Source organism: Mycobacterium sp. E3305, from assembly GCF_001666785.1.
Taxonomy (GTDB): domain Bacteria; phylum Actinomycetota; class Actinomycetes; order Mycobacteriales; family Mycobacteriaceae; genus Mycobacterium.
Genome location: NZ_LZJA01000016.1, coordinates 1 through 21,416, shown reverse-complemented (window position 1 = coordinate 21,416; position 21,416 = coordinate 1). Strand labels below are relative to the sequence as shown.

The following is a 21,416-nucleotide window of genomic DNA, read 5'->3' as shown; positions in this document are numbered from 1 at the left end:
CGCGAGGACCGCCCCGGCGACAAACGCCTCGTGGGCTACCTCACCGGCACCGCCGACCCCAGCGAACTCCGCACCGCACTGGCCGAACGGCTACCGGCCTACATGATCCCGGCCGCGATCGTGGTGCTCGAGGCACTGCCCGTCACGGTCAACGGCAAACTCGACACCCGCGCGCTCCCGGCGCCGGAATACACGGCCTCGGGTTACCGGGCCCCGACCAATCCCACCGAGGAGATCCTCGCGGGCATTTACGCGCAGGTGCTCGGCGTCGACCGCGTCGGCATCGACCAATCGTTCTTCGACCTCGGGGGAGACAGCATCTCGGCGATGCGACTGATCGCCGCCGTCAACACCGACCTAGACGAATACCTCTCGGTGCGCGCCGTATTCGAGGCCCCCACCGTCGCACAGCTGGCAGTCCGCGTCGGTGAGGGCGCCGGCGGGCTCGAGCCGTTGGTGGCCGGCCCGCGGCCCGCGGTGGTCCCACTGTCCTTCGCGCAGAGCCGGCTATGGTTCCTCGACCAATTGCAAGGCCCCTCACCGGTTTACAACATGGCGGCGGCCATGCGGTTGCGTGGCCCGCTCGACGCCCAGGCGCTCGGAGCGGCCCTGGCCGACGTGGTGGGCCGCCACGAGAGCCTGCGGACCGTCTTCACCGCACCCGACGGAACACCGCAGCAGGTGGTCATCCCCGCCGAGCGAGCCGACTTCGGCTGGCACGTCGTCGACGCCGGCGGCTGGCCGGCGAGCCGGCTGGACGAGGCCGTCAAGGCCGCGGCCCGTGACACCTTCGACCTGTCGACCGATATCCCGCTGCGGGCCTGGCTGTTCCGCGTCGCCGACGACGAACACGTGCTGGTCGCCGTCGTGCACCACATCGCCGCCGACGGGTGGTCGCTGCGGCCGCTGACCGCCGACCTGGGCGTCGCGTACGCCAGCCGGTGCGCGGGCGAAGCGCCCCGCTGGCCCGAATTGCCGGTTCAATACGTCGATTACACCCTGTGGCAGCGCGACCAGTTCGGCGACCTGAAGGATCGCGACAGCCGCATCGCCGGTCAGCTGGCCTATTGGGAAGAGACCCTGGCCGGCATGCCGGAGCGGCTGCAGCTGCCCACCGATCGGCCCTATCCCGAGGTCGCCGACCAGCGGGGCGCGACCGTTCCGATCGACTGGCCGGCCGACTTGCAGCAGCAGATCACGGCGGTCGCCCGCGAACACAACGCGACCAGCTTCATGGTGGTGCAGGCCGCCCTGGCGGTGCTGCTGTCCAAGGTCAGCGCGAACAGCGATGTGGCGGTGGGCTTCCCGATCGCCGGGCGCCGCGACCCCGCCCTCGACCACCTGGTCGGCTTCTTCGTCAACACCCTGGTCCTGCGGGTCGACCTGAAAGAGCTAGGCGGCGACCCCACTTTCGCCGAGCTGTTGGACCGGGTGCGGACACGCAGCCTGGAGGCCTTCGAGCATCAGGACGTGCCCTTCGAGGTGCTGGTGGAGCGGCTCAACCCGACCCGGAGCCTGACCCATCACCCGCTGATCCAGGTGATGCTGGCCTGGCAGAACTTCGGCGGCCAGGACGGTGACCCCGCGACCGGACTGGCGCTGGGCGACGTCCGGGTCAGCTCGATCCCGCTGGACACCCAGGTCGCCCGCATGGACCTGACGTTCTCGCTCGCCGAGCGCTGGACCGAGGCGAACGAGCCCGCCGGAATCGGCGGGCGGGTCGAGTTCCGTACCGACGTGTTCGACGCCGACAGCGTCGAGACGCTGGTCGGACGCCTGCAGCGGGTGCTCGCGACGATGACCACCGAACCGACCCGGTCGGTGTCGTCGGTCGACCTGCTGGACGCGGGCGAACACGCCCGGCTGGACGAGATCGGCCACCGGGCGGCGCTCACCGCGCCGGACCCCGTGCCCGCGTCGATTCCCGAGGCGTTCGCCGCCCAGGTCGCGCGCACACCGGATGCGTTGGCGCTCAGCTGCGCCGGCTCGTCGTGGAGCTATGGCGAGCTCGACCGGGCCGCCAACCGGTTGGCCCATGCGCTGGCCGGCCGCGGCGCCGGGCCGGGACGATGCGTGGCGCTGCTGTTCCACCGCTCGGCCGAGGCGATCGTGGCGATCCTCGCGGCGCTCAAGACCGGCGCCGCCTACCTGCCGATCGATCCCGCGCACCCCGCGGCCCGGATCGGCTTCATGCTCGCCGACGCCGCGCCGGTCGCGGCGCTCACCACCACCGAGCTGGCCGCCCGCCTGGACGACCACGACGTGCCGGTCATCGACGCGGTCGACCCCGCCGTCGACGCCCAGCCCGCCACCGCATTGCCGGCGCCCAGCGCGGAGGACATCGCCTACCTCATCTACACCTCGGGTACCACCGGTGTGCCCAAAGGCGTTGCGGTGAGCCACCGCAACGTGATCCGGCTGATGGCGTCCGTGGACGCGGTCCTGCCCGACGGCGGGGTGTGGTCGCAGTGGCACTCCTACGGCTTCGACGTGTCGGTGTGGGAGATCTTCGGCGCGCTGCTGCGCGGCGGGCGCCTGGTGGTGGTCCCCGACGCCGTGGTCCGGTCCCCGGAGGACCTGCACGCACTCCTCGTCGCCGAGGGAGTCAGCGTGCTGAGCCAAACCCCCTCTGCGGCAACGGTGTTGGACCCACGCGGGCTGGAGTCCGCGGCGCTGGTGGTGGCCGGGGAGGCCTGCCCGGCCGAGCTGGTCGACCGGTGGGCGCGCGACCGCGTGATGATCAACGCCTACGGGCCTACCGAGGCCACGGTGTACGCGGCGATCAGCGCACCCCTGACCCCCGGATCCGCCGTCGTCCCGATCGGCTCCCCGGTGGCCGGGGCGGCGCTGTTCGTGCTCGACGGATTCCTGCGGCCGGTGCCCCCCGGCGTGGTCGGCGAGTTGTACGTGGCCGGCGCCGGCCTCGCCCGCGGCTACTGGCGACGGGCGGGGCTGACGGCGTCGCGGTTCGTCGCCTGCCCGTTCGGCGGCCCCGGGGCGCGCATGTACCGCACCGGCGACCTGGTCCGCTGGGGCGCCGACGGGCAGCTGCAGTACCTGGGGCGCGCCGACGAACAGGTCAAGATTCGCGGCTACCGCATCGAGCTCGGCGAAATCCGGGCGGCGCTGGCCGAGCTTCCGGGGGTGCGGCAGGCGGCCGTCGTCGCCCGCGAGGACCGGCCCGGCGATAAGCGCCTCGTCGGTTACGTCACCGGGGCGGCGGACCCCGCCGACCTGCGCGCCCGCCTTGCCGATCGGCTGCCCGCCTACATGGTCCCGGTGGCCGTCGTGGCGGTCGACGCGCTGCCGCTGACCCCCAACGGCAAGCTCGACGCCCGCGCCCTGCCCGCGCCCGAATACGCCGACGCCGACCGCTACCGCGCCCCGAGCACTCCGGTCGAGGAGACCCTGGCCGGCATCTACGCCCAGGTGCTCGGCGTCGAGCGGGTCGGCGTCGACGACTCCTTCTTCGACCTGGGCGGCGACAGCATCTCGTCGATGCAGGTGGTCACCCGGGCGCGCGCCGCGGGCCTGGCCTGCCGCACGCGCGACATCTTCGTCGAGCAGACCGTCTCCCGGCTGGCCCGCGTGGTCGCGGCGGCCGACGGCGACGCCGGTGAGACCGACGAGGGCACCGGGGAACTGCCGGCGACCCCGATCATGCGGTGGCTGCAGGCCGTGAACGGCCCCGTCGACCAGTTCAATCAGACGATGGTCCTCGAGGCGCCCGCCGGCGTCACCGAGGCCGACGTGGTGGCGGTGCTGCAGGCGCTGCTGGACCGGCACGCGATGCTGCGGCTGCGGGCCGGCGACGACGGGTCGTTGACGGTGCCCGAGGCGGGAGCGGTGGAAGCGGCCCACCGCCTGCGCACGGTCGACGCGCTGTCCGATGCGGCGGTGGTGGCCGCGCGGTCCCGGCTGGACCCGGGCGACGGGGTGATGGTGAGCGCGCTGTGGGTCACCTCGACCCGCCAGCTGGTGCTGATCATTCACCACCTGGCCGTCGACGGCGTGTCCTGGCGAATCCTGTTGGAGGACTTGAACATCGCGTGGGCCCAGCGTCGCGCCGGGCAGCAGGTGGCGTTGCCGCCGGGCGGCACGTCGTTCGCCCGCTGGGCCGCGCTGCTGAGCGAGCACGCGTACGCCCCGGCCGTGATCGGGCGGGCCGACGCCTGGCGGCGGATCGCGGCGACCCCGCCCGCGCTGCCCCCGGTCCGGCCCGAGACCGACACCTACGAGACCGCCGAGCACCTGTCGGTGGAACTCGACGTGGGGACCACCCGCATCCTGCTCGGCGAGGCGCCGGCGGCGTTCCACGCCGGGGTCAACGACATCCTGCTGATCGGCTACGCGCTGGCGTGGGCGCAGTTCCTGGGCAGCGACGGAGCCCCGGTGGGCATCGACGTCGAGGGCCACGGGCGCCATGAGGAGCTCGCCGCCGGCGCGGACCTTTCGCGCACCGTCGGCTGGTTCACCACCAAGTACCCGGTGTCGTTGTCGATAGACGAATTGCCTTGGGCGCAAGTGCTTTCCGGAGCTCCCGCGCTGGGCGCGGTGCTCAAGCGCGCCAAGGAACAGTTGCGGGCGCTGCCCGACCCGCTCACCTACGGGCTGCTGCGCTACCTGAACGCAGAGGTCGACCTGGACGGCTCCGACCCGACGATCGGCTTCAACTACCTGGGCCGGTTGGGCGGGGCGGCGGCCGAGATGTCCGACGAGCTGTGGCGGATCTCGCGGGACGGCTCGGCGATCACCGGCACCAGCACGGCGGTGCCGATGCCGCTGATGCACACCGTGGACCTCAACGCGGGCACCGCCGACACCGAGGCCGGCCCGCGGCTGCACGCCAACTGGACGTGGGCGCCGTCGGCCCTGGACCGCGAACAGGTCACCAGGCTGAGCCGGCTCTGGTTCGAGGCGCTGACCGGCATCTGCGCCCACGTGCGAGCCGGGGGCGGCGGGCTGACCCCGTCGGACATCCTGCCCGCCCGGCTGGCCCAGCAGCAGATCGACGAGCTCGAGCGGCGCAACCCGGTCGCCGACGTGCTGCCGCTGACCCCGCTGCAGCAGGGGCTGCTCTTCCACGCCACCACCACCCGGGCCCGCGGGGACGACCTGTATGTGGTGCAGCTGGACATGAGCGTGAGCGGCCCGCTCGACCCCGACCGGCTGCGCGCCGCGGTCCAGACGGTGGTGGACCGGCACCCGCACCTGGTCGCCCGATTCTCCGAGGAGTTCGACGAGCCGATCCAGGTCATTCCCGCGAAACCGGCGATGGCGTGGCGCTACGTCGAGCTCGACGCCGGCGACGCCACCGACGAGCGGGTCGGCGAGCTCTGCGCCGCCGAACGCGCCGCCGTCTACGACCTGGCCGACCAGCCGGCCTTCCGGGTCGCGATGATCCGCACCGCCGGGGACCGCCACCGGCTGGTACTCACCATTCACCACATCGTGCTCGACGGCTGGTCCGTGCCGATCCTGGTGAACGAGACGTTCGCCGGCCTCACCGGACAGCGGCTGGGACCGCCGGCGCCGTATCGCCGATTCGTCACGTGGCTGGCCGATCGCGACCTCGGCGCCGCCCGGGCGGCGTGGGGCGAGGTGCTCGCCGGCTTCGACACCCCGACGCTGGTCGGGCCGCCGCACCAGTTGGAGCTGGGCGCCCGGGGTCTTGCGACATTCTCGGTGTCGGCCGAGACCACCCGCGCGCTCGGCGAGCTGGCCCGGTCCTGCCAGAGCACCGTCAGCACGGTGCTGCAGGCCGCGTGGGCGCAACTGCTGACCTGGCTGACGGGCAACTACGACGTCGCATTCGGCACCACGGTCTCCGGCCGCTCGGCCGACGTGGTCGGCGCCGAGTCGATGGTGGGCCTGTTGATCAACACGATCCCGGTGCGCGCCCGCCTCACCCCGGCCACCAGCACCGCGGACCTGCTCGAGCAGCTGCAGCGCGCACACAACGACACCTTGGAGCACGAGCACCTGTCGCTGAGCGAGATCCACCGAATGACCGGTCACGACAAGCTCTTCGACACGCTGTTCGCCTACGAGAACTATCCGCTGGAAACGTCCGCGATGGCGGTCAACCACCAGCTGTCCATCACCGACTTCAACGTCTTCGAACGCAATCACTACCCGCTGACGATCCAGGCCGCGCTGGCCGGGGACCGGCTCGGCCTCCGCGTGGAGTACGACGCCGGCGTCTTTGACGCCCACACCATCGACGCGCTGACCAAGCGGCTGGAGCGGGTGCTGGTGGCCATGACCACCGACCCCGCCCGGCGGCTGTCTGCGCTGGACCTGCTCGACTCACCGGAGCGGGCCCACCTGGACGCGCTCGGCAACCGGGCCGCCCTCACCCGGTCGGCGCCGGCCGCCGCGTCGATCGTGGACCTGTTCGCCGCGCACGCGGCACACCAGCCGGACGCCGTGGCGATCGGCTGGGACGACCTGTCCATGAGCTACCGGGAACTGGACGAGGCCTCGAACCGGTTGGCGCGCCTGCTCATCGCCGAGGGCGCCGGGCCGGGACAGTCTGTGGCCCTGCTCTTCTCGCGTTCGGCCCAGGCGATCGTGGCGATCCTGGCGGTGCTCAAGACGGGCGCGGCGTACCTGCCGATCGACCCGGCCGCCCCGGGCGCGCGGATCCGATTCATGCTTGCGGACGCGGCGCCGGTCGCCGCGGTCACCACCGGGGGATTGCGGTCGCGGCTGGACGAGCGCGACGTGCGGGTCGTCGACATCGAGGACCCGTCGATCGACGGCTATCCGCCCACCCCGCCGCCGGCGCCCGCGGCCGATGACGTCGCCTACGTGATCTACACCTCGGGCACCACCGGGGTGCCCAAGGGCGTGGCGGTCACGCATCGCAACGTGACCGGGCTGATCGGCTCGCTAGACGCCGGCCTGCCCAACCCCGGCGTATGGACGCAGTGCCACTCCTATGCCTTCGACGTGTCGGTGTGGGAGATCTTCGCGCCGCTGCTGCGCGGAGGGCGGGTGGTGGTGGTGCCCGAGTCGGTGGTGCGCTCGCCGGATGACTTCCGCGCGTTGCTGATCGAGGAAGGGGTCACCGTGCTGACCCAGACGCCGTCGGCGGTGGCAACACTGGATCCGGCGGGGCTGGAATCGGTGGCGCTGGTGATGGCCGGCGAGGCCTGCCCGGCCGAGGTGGTCGATCGCTGGGCACCGGGCCGGGTGATGGTCAACGCCTACGGCCCGACGGAGACCACGATGTGCGTGGCCATCAGCGCGCCGCTCGCGGCGGGCTCGGGGCCACCGCCGATCGGTTCGCCGGTGGCGGGCGCGGGATTGTTCGCACTCGACGCCTGGCTGCGCCCGGTGGCGCTCGGGGTGGTCGGCGAGCTGTACGTCGCCGGCACGGGCGTAGCCACCGGCTACGCCGGGCGGTCGGGCCTGACCGGGTCGCGATTCGTGGCGTGCCCGTTCGGCGGGCCCGGGACACGGATGTACCGCACCGGCGACCTGGTGCTCTGGGACGCCGACGGTCAGCTGGTGTACGTCGGCCGCGCCGACGAGCAGGTGAAGATCCGCGGGTACCGCATCGAACTGGGCGAGGTCCAGGCCGCGCTGGCCCGGCTCGACGGCGTCGACCAGGCGGCGGTGATCGCGCGCGAGGACCGCCCCGGCGACAAACGGCTGGTCGGGTACGTCACCGGAACGGCCGACCCGGCCGAGGCGCGCACCGCGCTCGCGGGACGGCTCCCGGTCTACATGGTCCCGGCGGCCGTGCTCGCGCTCGACGCGCTGCCGCTCACCCCCAACGGCAAGCTGGACACCCGCGCCCTGCCCGCACCGGAGTACACCGGCCGCGGCTACCGGGCCCCGTCCAGCGCCAGCGAGGAGATCCTCGCCGGCATCTTCGCCCGGGTGCTCGGTGTCGAGCGGGTCGGCGTCGACGACTCCTTCTTCGACCTGGGCGGCGACAGCATCTCCGCGATGCGGTTGATCGCCACGGTCAACAGCGCGCTGGCCGTCGACCTGGCGGTGCGCACCCTGTTCGACGCGCCCACGGTGCGGGACCTGAGCCGGCGCCTCGGCACGGACACGGCCGCCGACGACGAGATCGTCCCGGTGCAGACCTTGAAGCAGGGCGCAGGCGTTCCGGTGTTCTGCATCCATCCCGCGGGCGGCGTCAGTTGGCCGTATCAGGTCCTCGGCACCTACCTGGACTGCCCGATCATCGGGATCCAACAGGTCGAGCGCGAGGCCGACCCCCGGTCGATCCGGGAGATGGCAAAGACCTACGCCGATCGAGTGCAGGAGGCGTACCCGGCCGGGCCCTACAACCTGCTCGGCTGGTCGTTCGGCGGCGTCGTCGCCCACGAACTCGCGGTCGAACTCCAGCGCCGCGGATGCGTCGTCGCCCGCCTGATCCTGCTCGACGCCCAACCCGCCATCGACGACGGCGTCGCCTCGCCGGACGACGACCTGGGTGAGCAACAGGTGATGGCCGAGACCTCGTCATCCCAGCGGCTTTTCGAACTGCTCACCCACAACCTGCGTAAGAACGTCGAGCGGTACCGGTCCCACCGCCCGCGGGTCTTCAACGGGGACATCACCGTCGTCTCCGCAGCGCGGGACGACGCCGAGCGCAGCGCGTTCCTGTCGCGGTCCTGGCGGCCCCATGTCTCCGGTGAGATCCTCACCTACTCGATCGACTGCGGCCACGACGACATGCTGACCGCGGAATCGGTGGGCCTGTACGGCCCACGGCTCAGGCATCTGCTGGTCCTCGCGGAACGCCGGCTCGAACTGGCCCACGGCGGTCAGCATGGCGCTCGGGACGACAAGCTGCCCGGCGAGCGCGCCGGGTGACCGGGCCGCGCTAATTGCCGATGGTGGCCCGGTGCTGGGGACAATACGAGGCCACGGAAGCGCCGAGCAGGTAGCCGGCCTCGTGTGCCGACAGGTCGGTGGCCCGTACGACGTTGAGCACCAACGAGGTTGGCGACTTGCCCTTGTCGAGTCCGGCGCACATGTTGTGCCCCGCCGCGATCGCGGCCCCACGATCGGTGAAGACGATCCCGTTCCGCTGAATCTCCGCGAGGAATGAATCGTCGATTTGATCGGCCGAAGCGGGCGCGGCGAAATACACTGCGGCCCCCGCGGCCGCCGCACCGACCGCCCGCCACATCCCGGCATGCGCATTCATTCGGCTCTCACGGACTTCCTCAAAGTGACGACGGGGTGTCATCAGGGTGGCTGCACCGTAACCAGAACCGGCGCATCTTTCTCGGCGCCGCTGAGCCCACCACCTCACACGAACCGGCCCTGAAGTCAGGGTCGTCGCCACAACGCGCCGAGCGGTCGTCGCGGGAATCCCACCTAAACCGGTTGTCTTACAACATCTTCGATCTCGTCACCATCGAACCATGCGACCGGGCGGATGCGAATGGCGGTGCGCGCGGGGCGAAACACGAGAGCAGAGCGCAACCAACAATTAACAGGCGGGGGAGCGTCGCAACCGAAAAGCGGTTCTCCGGTGCGCTTGTTTGCTCGGGAACCGAGGGCCGGCGGCGGTTTCACCTCCCAAGGCGCCCCGCAGCCCGCGACGACGCATTTCACAGTGGCCGTTCGGGCGCGCGGCAACCGCCTTCGGTATGGTCCAAGGAGTGTGCGGAGTCACCGGGGAGGTAAGGCTCGACGGGCGGGTGCCCGACGTAGCAGCGGTGTCCGCAATGGCCGCCGTGATGACCCGGAGGGGCCCGGACGCGTCCGGCACCTGGTCACAGGGGCGCGTCGCGCTCGGTCATCGTCGGCTCAAGATCATCGATCTCAGCGAGGCCGGCGCCCAGCCGATGGTCGACTCGGAGCTGGGCCTGGCCATCGCCTTCAACGGCTGCATCTACAACTACAAGGAGTTGCGCCGCGAACTCACCGGACACGGCTACCGGTTCTTCTCGCACAGCGACACCGAGGTCCTCATCAAGGCCTACCGGCATTGGGGCGATGACTTCGTCAGCCACCTGCACGGCATGTTCGCCTTCGCCATCGTCGAGCGCGACAGCGGCCGGGTGCTGCTGGGCCGGGACCGGCTGGGGATCAAGCCGCTCTACCTGACCGAGGACAGCCACCGGATCCGGTTCGCCTCGGCCCTGCCGGCGCTGTTGGCCGGCGGCGGCGTGGACACCCGCATCGACCCGGTCGCCCTGCACCACTACATGACCTTCCACTCGGTGGTCCCGGCGCCGCTGACCATCCTGCGCGGGGTCCGCAAGGTGCCGCCCGCGTCGCTCGTCGCGATCGAGCCCGACGGCCGGCGCACCATCACCACCTACTGGACCCCCGACTTCACCCGGCACGACGACCGCGCCGCCTGGTCGGAAACCGACTGGGAAGAGGCGGTGCTGGACGCGCTCCGCGTCGCGGTCAAGCGCCGGTTGGTCGCCGACGTGCCGGTCGGCTGCCTGTTGTCCGGCGGTGTCGACTCCAGCCTGATCGTCGGCCTGCTCGCCGAGGCCGGCCAGCACGGCCTGATGACCTTCTCCATCGGCTTCGAGTCGGCCGGTGGCGTCGAGGGCGACGAGTTCCGGTGGTCGGACATCATCGCCCGGCGCTTCGAAACCGACCACCACCAGATCCGCATCGGAACCGAGCGGATGCTGCCCGCGCTCGACGGGGCGATCGGCGCGATGAGCGAGCCGATGGTCAGCCACGACTGCGTCGCCTTCTACCTGCTCAGCCAGGAAGTGGCGCGGCACGTGAAGGTCGTGCAGTCCGGCCAGGGCGCCGACGAGGTGTTCGCCGGCTACCACTGGTACCCGCCGATGGGCTCGCCGGCCGCGGCGTCGCTGGAAGGCTCGGTCGCCGAGTACCGCGGCGCGTTCTTCGACCGCGATTCCGCCGAAATGGCGGGTCTGCTGGGCCCGGGCATCATGGCCCCGGATGACCCCAGCGAGCGCTTCGTCACAGAGCACTTCGCGCGCGCCGGCGCCGAGACGGGCGTCGATCGCGCGCTGCGGCTGGACACCACCGTCATGCTGGTGGACGACCCGGTGAAACGGGTCGACAACATGACCATGGCCTGGGGCCTGGAGGGCCGGGTCCCGTTCCTCGACCACGAGCTCGTGGAGCTGGCGGCGACCTGCCCGCCGGAGCTGAAGATCGCCCACGAGGGCAAGGGCGTCCTCAAACAGGCCGCGCGACGGGTGATTCCATCGGAGGTCATCGACCGGCCCAAGGGTTACTTCCCGGTTCCGGCGCTGACCCACCTCGAGGGGCCCTACCTCGACATGGTGCGCGACGCCCTCTACGCGCCGGTGGCCAAGGAGCGCGGCCTGTTTCGCACCGAGGCGCTCGACGCGCTCCTGGCCGACCCCAACGGCAAGCTGACCCCGCTGCGCGGCAACGAGCTCTGGCAGATCGCCCTGCTCGAACTGTGGCTGCAGCGGCACGGCATCACGGGTCCGGTGGCATGACCGAAACCGATCCCTCTGGCGACCACACCGAGGCGATCACGATGGGCCTGCACGACGCCTCGCCGCCGGAGCTGGTGGAGGCGATGGCCAAGGATGTCGAGCTCGAACTGGGCTGGGGCCGGCTGATTTTCGGCCAGACCTTCGCCGACGCCCGCCAACTGGTCGAGGCGCTGCGGCGGGAGGGGCCCGGTCGCCGCGACATCTGCATCTACGCCCGCGAATCCCACGTGGTCGTCGCCGAAGCGCCGACCGAGCTGTTCATCGACCCCAGCCACACCTATCGGCTGCGCTTCGCCGACGCGAAGAAGACGGAGGACCCGGCGCCGGTCGGCGTGACCGTGCGCACGCTGAACGACCCGGTCGACGCCGACGCGATGAACCGCGTCTACGTGCGGTGCGGGATGGTCCCGGCCGGCGTCGACGTGATCTGGAACAACCACCTCAATGTCCCCGCGGTGACCTACCTGCTGGCCGTGCGCGATACGGACGGCGCCGTGGTGGGCACCGTCACCGGCGTCGACCACGAGTTGCTGTTCGACGATCCCGAGCAGGGGTCGAGCCTGTGGACCCTGGCCGTCGACCCGGCGGCCGGGCTGCCCGGCATCGGCGCGGCCCTCACCCGCGCGCTGGCGGAGCGCTTCCGCAGCGCGGGCCGCGCCTACATGGACCTGTCCGTCGCGCACGACAACGCCGCGGCCATCGGCCTGTACGAGAAGCTGGGCTTCGTCCGGGTCCCGGTGCTGGCGATCAAGCGCAAGAATGCGATCAACGAGCCGCTGTTCAGCCCGCCGCCCGAGACGGTCGACGACCTCAACCCCTACGCCCGGATCATTGCCGACGAGGCGCTGCGCCGCGGCATCTGGGTCGAGGTGCTCGACGCCGAAACCGGCGAGATGCGCCTCACCCACGGCGGCCGCAGCGTCGTCACCCGCGAATCGCTGTCCGAATACACCTCGGCGGTGGCCATGTGCCGCTGCGACGACAAGCGCCTGACCCGCCGCCTGGTCTCCGAGGCGGGCATCACGGTGCCCCGCGCCCGCCTGGCCACCTTCGACGAGGGCGACTACAACTTCCTCACCGAGGTCGGCGAGGTCGTCGTCAAACCGACCCGCGGCGAGCAGGGCAAGGGCATCACCGTCGGCGTGACCGCCGAGAACGGTCCCGAAGAGCTGGCCGCCGCCCTGGCCCGGGCCCGTCAGCAATACCCGGACGTGCTGATCGAACAGCGGGTGCAGGGCGACGACCTGCGGCTGGTGGTGATCGACGGCCGGGTGGTCGCCGCCGCGCTGCGGATGCCGCCCGAGATCATCGGCACCGGCGAGCACAGCATCCGCGACCTGATCGCGGCCGAAAGCCGGCGGCGCTCCGCGGCCACCGGAGGGGAATCCCGCATCCCGCTCGACGACCTCACCGAGTCGACGGTCGCCGAGGCGGGCTGGACGCTGGACGACGTGCTGCCCCAGGGCACCCGCCTGCGCGTCCGCCGCACCGCCAACCTGCACCAGGGCGGCACCATCCACGACGTCACCGCCGTGGTGAACTCCGAACTGTGCCGGGTCGCGGTCACGGCGGCCGAGGCCATCGGCATCCCCGTGACGGGCATCGACCTGCTGGTGCCCGACGTCACCGGCGCGGAGTACGCCTTCATCGAAGCCAACGAACGGCCCGGGCTGGCCAACCACGAACCTCAGCCCACCGCCGCGGCCTTCATCGACTTCCTGTTCCCCGGCCACCCGGGCCAGCCGCAAGCCTGGACACCCGAGGAGTCGCGCGCCGACCGCGGCTGAGGCGTGCGAAGCGCCTCGCTTGGGTACTTCTGAAGCCACCCGGATAGGAGCCAGATGAGCGGAAGCGTGCAAACCGGAACCATCACCACCCACGTGCCCGCGCGCCTGGACAGGCTGCCGTGGTCGCGATTCCACTGGCGCGTCGTCATCGGACTGGGCGGGGTGTGGGTCCTGGACGGGCTCGAGGTCACGATGGTGGGCAACGTGTCCGCACGCCTCACGGAGAAGGGCAGCGGCATCGACCTCGACGCCGCGCAGATCGGCATGGCGGCCGCGTTCTACATCGCCGGGGCGTGCCTGGGCGCGCTGTTCTTCGGCCACCTGACGGACCGCTTCGGGCGGCGCAACCTGTTCATGCTCACCTTGGCGGTCTACCTGGCCGCCACGGTCGCGACCGCATTCGCCTTCGCCCCTTGGTATTTCTTCGTCGCGCGGTTCTTCACCGGGGCCGGCATCGGCGGCGAATACGCCGCGATCAATTCGGCCATCGACGAGTTGATCCCCGCCCGCCTGCGCGGCCGCGTCGACCTGATCATCAACGGGACCTACTGGCTCGGTTCGGCGGCCGGGGCGGCCGGCGCGCTCGTCCTGCTCGACACGTCGAACTTCGCGCCCAACATCGGCTGGCGGCTGGCCTTCGGCGTCGGCGCCATCTTCGGCATCTTCGTGCTCCTCGTCCGGCGCAACGTCCCCGAGAGCCCGCGGTGGTTGTTCATCCACGGCCGCGACAAGGAGGCCGAGCGGGTCGTCGGCGAGATCGAGGAGGCGGTGCGGCGCGAGACCGGTGAACCCCTGCCCGAGCCGCACGGGCGCGGGCTCAAAATCCGTCAGCGCGAAACGATCTCGTTCCGCGAAATCGCCCGGGTCGCCTTCAGGCTCTACCCGCAGCGCGCGATCCTGGGGCTGGCGTTGTTCACCGGGCAGGCATTCCTCTACAACGGCGTGACGTTCAATCTGGGCACGCTGTTGAGCGGGTTCTACGGCGTGCCGTCGGGGAAGGTGCCGCTGTTCTTCATCCTGTGGGCGCTGAGCAATTTCGTCGGTCCGCTGGCGCTCGGCCACCTCTTCGACACCGTCGGCCGCAAGCCGATGATCACGGCCACCTACATCGGCTCCGCCGTCGTCGCCGTCGCCCTCGCCATCCTGTTCGTGACCCAGACCGGCGGCGTCTGGGCGTTCATCGGCGTCCTCGCGGTCACGTTCTTCCTGGCGTCGGCGGGCGCCAGCGCGGCCTACCTGACGGTCAGCGAGATCTTCCCGATGGAGACCAGGGCGCTGGCGATCGCGTTCTTCTACGCGGTGGGGACCGCGATCGGCGGCATCACCGGCCCGCTGCTGTTCGGGCAGCTGATCAACTCCGGGGAACGCGGGCAGGTGATGTGGTCGTTCCTGACGGGCGCCGCGGTCATGGCGATCGCCGGCCTGGTCGAATTGCGGCTCGGGATCGCCGCCGAACGGCGCCCGCTGGAAGAGCTCGCCCTGCCGTTGACGGTGGACGACACCGAGGCCGGCGACCGCGGGCCGTCTTCTGTTTGAAACCATCGCGGCGATACCGGTGACGCGCGCGTAACAAATTCGCCATCGGAAGTTCCTAGTGTGAGTCGGTCCACCAGACGGGGGCCCAATCAGCGATAGGAATTCCATTGAGCGGTAACGCGGTCCGCCTTCAGGCGATCAACAATGTCGAGGGATATGTTCCCCCCGCCGTCAGCTTCGTCCCGGGCGAGCTGCCCGGGGAGATCTTCGGGTCCAACGTCTTCACCAAGGCGGAGATGCAGGCGCGGCTGCCCAAGGCGGTGTACAAGTCGATCGTGGCGACCATCGACAAGGGCGCCAAGCTGGACCCCGCGGTCGCCGATGCGGTCGCGGTCGCGATGAAGGATTGGGCGCTCGAGAAGGGCGCCACCCACTACGCGCACGTCTTCTACCCGATGACCGGGCTGACCGCCGAGAAGCACGACAGCTTCCTCGAGCCCGTCTCCGATGGGCAGACCCTCGCCGAGTTCGCCGGGAAGACCCTGATCCAGGGCGAGCCGGACGCCTCCAGCTTCCCGTCGGGCGGGCTGCGCAGCACCTTCGAGGCGCGCGGCTACACCGGTTGGGACGTGACCAGCCCCGCCTACGTGCTGGAGAACCCGAACGGCAACACGCTGTGCATCCCGACGGTGTTCGTCTCGATGACCGGTGAGGCGCTCGACTACAAGACGCCGCTGCTGCGCAGCCAGCAGGCGATGGGCATCCACGCCGAACGCATCCTGACGCTGTTCGGCCACAAGGACCTCAACAAGGTGGTGTCGTTCTGCGGGCCCGAGCAGGAGTACTTCCTCGTCGACCGGCACTTCTTCCTGGCGCGGCCCGACCTGATCAACGCCGGGCGGACGGTGTTCGGCGCCAAGCCGCCCAAGGGCCAGGAATTCGACGACCACTACTTCGGGTCGGTGCCCGAACGGGTGCTCGGCTTCATGATGGACACCGAACGGGAGCTGTTCAAACTCGGCATCCCGGCCAAGACCCGGCACAACGAGGTCGCCCCCGGGCAGTTCGAGGTGGCCCCGATGTTCGAGCGGGCCAACATCGCCTCCGACCACCAGCAGCTGCTGATGACGGTGTTCAAGACGCTGGCCAAAAAGCACGGCATGGAGTGCCTTTTCCACGAGAAGCCGTTCGCCGGCGTCAACGGCTCGGGCAAGCACGTCAACTTCTCGGTGGGCAACGCCGAGCTGGGTTCGCTGCTGGTGCCCGGCGACACGCCACACGAGAACGCCCAATTCCTGGTGTTCTGCGCCGCGGTGATCCGCGCCGTCCACAAGTTCGCCGGCCTGCTTCGCGTTTCGGTCGCCTCGGCCACCAACGACCACCGGCTGGGCGCCAACGAGGCGCCGCCGGCGATCATCTCGATCTTCCTCGGCGAGCAGCTCGCCGACGTGTTCGAGCAGATCGCCAAGGGGGCGGCCACGTCGTCAAAGGGCAAGGGCACCATGATCATCGGCGTCGACACCCTGCCGCCGCTGCCGACCGATCCCGGCGACCGGAACCGCACCAGCCCGTTCGCGTTCACCGGCAACCGGTTCGAGTTCCGGGCGCCGGGCTCGGGGCAGACGGTCGCCGTGCCGATGATCGTCCTCAACACGATCATGGCCGACTCGTTCGACTACATCGCAACGATTTTGGAAAAGGCGGTCGAGGCCGGTGAGGACTTCGACGCCGCGGTGCAGAAGCTGCTCACCGAGATCATCACCGATCACGGCGCGGTCGTGTTCAACGGCGACGGGTATTCGGAGAACTGGCAGATCGAGGCGGCCGAGCGCGGATTGCCCAACCTCAAGACGACGCTGGACGCCATTCCGGAACTCATCAAGCCGGAATCGGTCGAAGTCTTCGAGAAGTACGGGGTTTTCAACGAACGCGAGCTGCACAGCCGCTACGAGGTCCGGCTCGAGCAGTACGCGCTCACGATCGGTGTGGAGGCGAAGCTGGCCCTGGAGATCGGTACGACGGTCATCCTGCCCGCCGCGCTGCGCTACCAGACCGAGCTGGCCGGAAACGTCGCGACGTTGAAGGCCGCCGGAGTGGAGCCGAACACGGCCGCGCTGGAAGCGGTTTCGGCCCCGCTGAACGACCTCACCGCCGCGCTGACGACGCTCAGGGCGGCGCTGTCCGAGCATTCGGCGGAATCGGCGCTCGAGGAGGCCAAGCACGCCCAGGCGGCGCTGCTGCCGGCGATGGACGCGGTGCGTGCCGCCGCCGACGCGCTGGAAGGCGTTGTGGCCGACGACCTGTGGCCGCTGCCGACCTACCAGGAGATGCTCTACATCCTCTGAGAGACGAGTTCACCCGCCAAGTCGTGTTGCACTGCAGGCCTTCAGCGCCAACGGGTTCAACGCGGCACCTGCACCAGCGGCTGACCACCGATCTGACCCCAGCACCCAGCCGGGTCGCGCCCGTTCTTGACCTGGTCGTTCAGGCAGTTGAAGATCGCGATCCGCAGATCCGGTGGCGGCTGGTTGGCGCGCTGCTCGGCGGCCAACCGATTCTGCTCGGCGGTCTTGACGTCCTGCTGGGCGTTGATCGTCTCCTGAACCTTCTGGTTGTAGGCATCGATCCGTTGCTGGGTCGGCTGGTCATAGAAGATCCTCGGAATCCGGACGTCGAGGATCTCGATCTCGGAGCCCACCGCGTCCTGCAGGTCCTTTTTGACCTGGGCGGCCATCGCGGGTAAGTCCGCGCCCTGGGCCGGCGCGGGCATTTGCGTCGCCCCGCCCGGCGCGTTCGCCGCGGCCGCCAGCATGACCTGCGGGTTGAACGTCGCGAACACCTTGGACAACGCGACTTGGGCCTGCCGGTCCACCAATTGCTCTTTGATCGTCTGGAATACGTTGGCCCCGCCGTAATCCTGGAACAGCTTGGGGGCGGCACCCTCGCGCAGCCGCCAGTTCAGGTTTTCATCGACGTAGGCGGTGGAGTTGTTGGCCAGCCGGACGTTGATGGCCGCCGGGTTGTTGTTCGCACCTTTGCCCTGGCTGGCGTCGTCGTAGCTGTTGGATTCAAACGCCTGCAACTGGATCGCTTCCGAGAGCTCACTGACCTTGCGCCACGGCGCATGCCAGACGATCCCCGCGCCGTGCACCCCCACCGGCTTGCCGAATTCGGTGATGATTCCGACGTTGCGGGTGTCTACCCGGTCGTAGGCGCTGATCAGCGTGAAGATCACGCCGAACAAAGCGGCGCTCGCCGTGATCGCCCACCACGTCAACCTCGTCTTGCTGCCGAGCAAGGCGCTCGCGGTGAGGGCCGCGATCGCCGCCAGGAAGAACAGGATCGCCAAAATCCACCAGCCAGGCACGACATTCCTTTCCTTGAATTGAGATCCGGCGGGAATTGCTTGACAGGGGGCGAGCGTACGGCGAACCGAAGAGCGTGAAAAGCACCATGTGGCACCCCTTTAGGCCGGTCCGGGTGAGCGTACCCCGCAGCCAGCGGGCGGACAGTGGGATCTCGCGCTGGACCTCACGGGTCAGCCGTAGGCGTCCCACCAGGTGTGCAGGTCCTCGACGGTGGCGGGGTCGCCGGAGACGTCGCTGAGCATGAGCTTCTCGTCGTTGGTCCAGATCACGTTCGGGTGGTTGTTGTAGCTGCCGCAGGCGATCAGGCCGGCCATGTCGTTGGGGGTCTGGTCGTAGTGCCAGCTGACGGGTGAGCGTCCCTCGCCGGGGCAGTTCACCAGGTTGACGTTGGCGATGTCGTCGTTGAAGGCCTTCTTCAGCTTGTTGGGCGTGGCGAACAGCCCGTAGGTGGCGTGACTGGGGCCGCCGGGCTGGGTGTTCTGCCCGCAGGTCACCATCGCGACCGCGTGCACCCAGATGCTGCCCGACTCCGGGGTGGCGGGCGTGCACGTGCCGGCCAGGTAGCCGGGCGGGAGCAGGCTGATCAGCCGGGCCTGTTGGTCGTCGGGGGCGGCGGATGACGGCGGTGGGGTTTTCGCGACCGTCGCCTTGGCGTGCCGCTGGCCGGACGGTTTCAGCGCAAGCCAGATTCCGACTGCGCAGACGGCGACGACGGCCACCACTGCGGCGGCCACGATCGGCCAGCGGTTGCGCTTGGGCGGTGCGGAACGGTGCTGTAATCCGATTGCGGGAGAGACGATTTCGCTGTCCCGCAGGATGGTCTCGGCGCGTTGGCGTTCCGGGCTGCTGAGCGCGCGGTGCGCCGCCTCGGCGAGGGCGCCGGCGGTCGGGTAGCGCTCGATCGGGGTTTTGGCCATGCCGCCTGCGATCACGGCGTCGAACGCCGGGCTCACCCCCGAGCCTTGTTCGCTCGGTTTGGGAATGGGTTGCATCAGGTGGGCGCTGACCAGCATGCCGGTGCTGTCGGCGGGGTAGGGCGGGGTCGCGGTCAGGCACTCGTAGAGCACACAGGCCAGCGCGTAGACGTCGGCGCGGGGCGTCACCTCTTCACTCGAAAACCGTTCGGGCGCCATATATTTCAGGGTGCCGACGGCGGTGCCCAGTTGGGTGAGCTTCTCGTCGGACTTGGCGCTGGCGATGCCGAAGTCGACGAGATAGGCGAAGTCGTCGCCGGTGATCAGGATGTTCTGCGGTTTGACGTCGCGGTGGGTCACCCCGGCGGCGTGCGCGGCGTCCAGGGCGGCGGCGACCTGGTGGACGATGGCCACCGCCCGCGACGCCGGCAGCGGGCCCTCCCGTTCCAGCAGGCTGCCCAGGTCGATGCCCTCTATGAGGCGCATCTCCAGGTACAGCTGCCCGTCGATCTCGCCGTAGTCGTGGATGGGCACCACGTGCGGCTCCAGCAGCCGGCCGGTGATCCGCGCCTCGCGTTCCATTCGCTTGCGGAACACCGGATCCTGGCTGAACGTGTGCGACATCAGCTTGAGCGCCACCGTCCACTGTTTGACGGTGTGCTCGGCCTCGTAGACCTCGCCCATCCCGCCGCGGCCGAGCAGGCGCTTGAGGTGGTAGGGGCCGAACATCGTCCCCACCCGCGAGCCCTGGCCGCCGGTCATCGAGTGCCTCCCGTCGACGGACCGTGGCGGTGAGCGCACACCGATCTCACCGCAGAAACGTACAACATCGACCCGGCAGACGTCGGCCGCGCGACGGCGGGCCGCCGCGATCAGTGCACGGGGGGAGCGACCTGCGTGACGGTGCCGTCCGGGGCGAGCACGATGGTGCCGCTGAGGGCCCCGTCGCTGACGCTGATCTGTAGGTGCAAGCCGCCGTCCTTGCGGGACTCGATCGCCAGGAAGATCCGGTTGGCGTCGTAGATGTGCAGGGTCTGCGGCGCCTGCTGCACGACGTCGACGACCGCCTGCACGTCGAACTTGCTGAGGTCACCGACCACCAAGCGGGAGGACACCGCGTTCTCGGGGCCGACGCTGGCCCAATTGCCGTCGCGGCCCAGCCAACTCACCACCTTCTGGGGGTTCGCGGTGTCCGGACGCATGACCACGACCTGGGTTTGGTAGATGTTCAGCTGGTAACCCAGCGTGTCGCCGAACTGCGTCCGCATCTGCGCCAGCACGCCGCTCACCCCGCTCAGGCTCAACAGCTGTGGCGGCGGAGGCGTCGGGGTGGTGGTCATGGCCGCGGAGCTGCTGGGGGCCGCACTCGGGGCGGCGGATGGCGCCGGGGCCGAAGGGGTGTCGCGTTGCAGTCCCCAGGCGATGCCGCCGCCGATCAGCACCAGCGCGACGGCCGCGGCAATCCCGGCCCGGCGCCTGTTGATTCCCGCGGGTGACGACGGAGCTCGCTCGGCGGCCGGGTGGATCTGCAGGTCGGCCACCAGCGACCGCAGCTCGCGCAGCGTCGTGGCCCTGGTGGCGGCGCTTACCCGCTCGCGGTGCTCTTCGGTCGACAACTGACCGTCGCCGAGCGCCGCGTCGAGCGCCTCGCAGGTCCGGTTGCGGTCGTTGTCGCTGGCCCGGGTGTCATCGATCATCGCCCGCTACCCGAGAAGCTTGGTCAGCCAGGTCGGGTCGGAGTAGTTCACCGACGCGGTGCCGTCCCACACGAACGGGGTCGAGTTGGCGTTGAGCCCGGACAGCGTCGCGTAACCGGCCGCGGATTTCGCCTTGCCCGTGCCGACGTCGTCCCCGGACTTGATGCACGTCAGCACGTCGGCGTCCGCGCCGACGTTCTTGGCCAGCTGGGCCAGTTCGCCGTCGGTGCGGTCCTCGGCGGCGTCCTCCGCCGGCTGGAAGTTGCTGGCGAACAGGCCCGAATAGAAGGCGGTGTACGTCTTGGGGTCGCTTTGCGCCGCGACGCAGTACGACGCGGCCACCGCCCGGGTCGAGTAGTTCTTGCTGTGCGACTTGTCGTCGAGGAAGTCGAGCAGGTGATAGCGCACCGCGAGCTTCTTGTTGTTCACGGCGGTGTCGATGTCGCCCGCGTTCGACCGGATGAAGCTGCCGCACGGCGGGCAGATCGGTTCGTTGAAAATGTCGATGGTGGTCGATGCGGCCGAGCTGCCCACGAACACACCGTCGTCGAGCACCCGCAGCGCGACGGCGTCCGCGGGCGGCGGTGGCTTCGTCGGCTCCGGCCGGGGCGCCGATTCCCAGGGCCGGACGACGGCGAGCGCGACGCCCACGATGGCCACCAGGGCGGTGGCCGCGACGCCCACCCACAGCCAGGGCTTCCTGCTCGGCCGCGGCGGTTGCCCCCAGGGCGGC

The 21,416-nt window shown here is 70.2% G+C and carries 10 protein-coding genes; 5 read left to right on the top strand and 5 right to left on the bottom strand.

Translation table 11 applies throughout. From position 1 onward, the window contains the following. The coding region (locus A5701_RS01990) for a non-ribosomal peptide synthetase (protein WP_156669874.1) at positions 1-8,838 on the top strand (8,838 nt) is incomplete at its 5' end. 10 nt (positions 8,839-8,848) lie between these two features. On the opposite strand, the gene A5701_RS01985 is transcribed toward A5701_RS01990, so the two are convergent. After that, positions 8,849-9,175: a DUF732 domain-containing protein gene (locus tag A5701_RS01985; protein WP_067747969.1), complete on the bottom strand. Its 327-nt coding sequence runs from the start codon at positions 9,173-9,175 to the stop codon at positions 8,849-8,851. Positions 9,176-9,635: 460 nt separating this feature from the next. On the opposite strand from A5701_RS01985, the gene A5701_RS01980 reads away from it, so the two are divergent. The 4 genes from A5701_RS01980 to A5701_RS01965 all read left to right on the top strand — a co-directional run bounded on the left by A5701_RS01980 (position 9,636) and on the right by A5701_RS01965 (position 17,049). Further along, positions 9,636-11,441, top strand: coding sequence for an N-acetylglutaminylglutamine amidotransferase (locus A5701_RS01980; protein ID WP_067747967.1), 1,806 nt, complete (start codon positions 9,636-9,638; stop codon positions 11,439-11,441). After that, complete coding sequence (gene ngg / locus A5701_RS01975) at positions 11,438-13,228, top strand: N-acetylglutaminylglutamine synthetase (RefSeq protein ID WP_067747965.1); 1,791 nt, start codon at positions 11,438-11,440, stop codon at positions 13,226-13,228. Before A5701_RS01980 ends, ngg begins: the two co-directional genes overlap by 4 nt. Positions 13,229-13,282: 54 nt before the next feature. Continuing rightward, positions 13,283-14,764, top strand: coding sequence for an MFS transporter (locus tag A5701_RS01970; RefSeq protein ID WP_067747963.1), 1,482 nt, complete (start codon positions 13,283-13,285; stop codon positions 14,762-14,764). Positions 14,765-14,871: 107 nt separating this feature from the next. Then, positions 14,872-17,049: a glutamine synthetase III gene (locus A5701_RS01965; protein WP_067747961.1), complete on the top strand. Its 2,178-nt coding sequence runs from the start codon at positions 14,872-14,874 to the stop codon at positions 17,047-17,049. Between the two features lie 56 nt (positions 17,050-17,105). Here A5701_RS01965 and A5701_RS01960 read toward each other — a convergent pair whose 3' ends face one another. From A5701_RS01960 to A5701_RS01945, 4 genes are all read right to left on the bottom strand, one after another. Next, positions 17,106-18,071: an SPFH domain-containing protein gene (locus tag A5701_RS01960; RefSeq protein ID WP_197504910.1), complete on the bottom strand. Its 966-nt coding sequence runs from the start codon at positions 18,069-18,071 to the stop codon at positions 17,106-17,108. A 171-nt stretch (positions 18,072-18,242) separates the two neighbouring features. Further along, on the bottom strand, positions 18,243-19,748 hold the full coding sequence (locus A5701_RS01955) for a serine/threonine-protein kinase (RefSeq protein ID WP_067747957.1): 1,506 nt from the start codon (positions 19,746-19,748) through the stop codon (positions 18,243-18,245). 110 nt (positions 19,749-19,858) lie between these two features. Beyond that, on the bottom strand, positions 19,859-20,683 hold the full coding sequence (locus A5701_RS01950) for a DUF1707 domain-containing protein (RefSeq protein ID WP_067747955.1): 825 nt from the start codon (positions 20,681-20,683) through the stop codon (positions 19,859-19,861). Between the two features lie 6 nt (positions 20,684-20,689). Continuing rightward, on the bottom strand, positions 20,690-21,416 hold a 727-nt coding region (locus A5701_RS01945), incomplete at its 5' end, for a thioredoxin domain-containing protein (protein WP_156669873.1).